General features: G+C 77.3%; 1 protein-coding gene. It reads left to right on the top strand.

Features of this window, described 5'->3' with window-relative positions:
- The first annotated feature begins 27 nt into the window (after window positions 1-27).
- Window positions 28-1,278, top strand: a complete 1,251-nt coding sequence (locus CR470_RS37955; RefSeq protein ID WP_097872290.1) for a hypothetical protein — start codon at window positions 28-30, stop codon at window positions 1,276-1,278.
- The last annotated feature ends 13 nt before the right edge of the window (window positions 1,279-1,291 follow it).

Genomic DNA, 1,291 nt, shown 5'->3' with positions numbered 1-1,291 from the left:
AGATGTGTATAAGAGACAGCGGCGGAGGTGGACCGGGCGGCCGTCGCCGCGCTGGGGCTGTCCGACCCGGCTTCCGCGCCGACGCACCGGGCCCGGATGTTCTGGGCGCGGGTCCGGGCGGAGGAGACACTGTCCGGTCCGGCCGCGGACGCGCTCACCGCCCGCGCCCTCCACCTCGACCCGGCCGTCGCGGTGGACGACGCGCTGCGCGAGGGCGCGCGCGCCCTGCTCACCCAGGGGTTCGCGGCAGGCCGGAACATGGCCGACCCGGATGTGGCCGGCGCGTACGCGGCCGAGGCGCACGGCGCCCTCGCGGCACCCGCACTGTTCACGTCCCTGGGAGCGGCGATCGGGCTCGGCCGGCACTGGCACGACGGCTCGGCCCTCCTGCCCCGGCTGGACAGCTTCCGGGTGGCGGACACGACGGTGGCCGCGCCGTGGACCGGGCAGGACGCGGAAGGGAAGGACCGGCCGGTTCCCTACGCCGTACGGGCGTCGGTGGACCTGGAGGACAGCGGCCACGTCCAGGTGACGGTGGGGACGGTCTCCTACCGGATGCCGGCCGCGGAGTTCGCCGAGCTGCTGGCCGCCGACACCACACTGCGCCACAGCGACCCGTCGACGCCGGTCCTGCTGGTGCTCGACGGGTTGAGCGGCCCGGACGCCGCGGTGGCCCGGAACGTCTCCCGCAGGCTGGGCCGCCCCGTGTGGTGGAGCACGTCCCCGGTCGAGCTGACCGCCCCGGACGCGGCCGACGGCGAACTGCCCGTCCTGGCGCCCAACCTGTTCGCTCTGACCGAACCAACGGCGAACGACTGGCAATTGACCCGCCCCGCCGTTCCCGACCTGGGCGGGCCGGCGATGCCGGGGGCGCCCACGGGGCCCGAGCCCGGCGCGCCGACACCGGCCACCAACAGCGTCCAGGCCACCAACGGCCAGGCCACCAACGGAGTCCCGGGCACCCCGGCCACCCCAGGCGTCCCGGCCACCCCGGCCACCCCAGGCGTCCCGGCCACCCCGGCCGCGCCGGACGCCGAGGCGGCCCCGCCCCGGTCCTCCGCCGGCGACCCCATGGACGGGCTGGAGCCCACCCCGGTGCCGGCGGCCGCCACCCCGGCCGCCCCCGTCGCCGCCCGGGCACTGCCGCCGCTGCCCTCCCGGACCCTGGTGGCGTACGAACGGGACGCGACGAGCCCGTCCGCGTCCGGTGCGCAGGCCGTCGGGCGGATCGCCGCCCAGGTGGCCGCCGCCGGGCCTGTCTCTTATACACATCTCTGATGGCGCGAGGGAG

The organism is Streptomyces sp. rh34, from assembly GCF_002551245.1.
GTDB lineage: Bacteria > Actinomycetota > Actinomycetes > Streptomycetales > Streptomycetaceae > Streptomyces.
The sequence above is the reverse complement of the archived record's forward strand: the minus strand, read 5'-3'. Positions and strand labels throughout refer to the sequence as shown.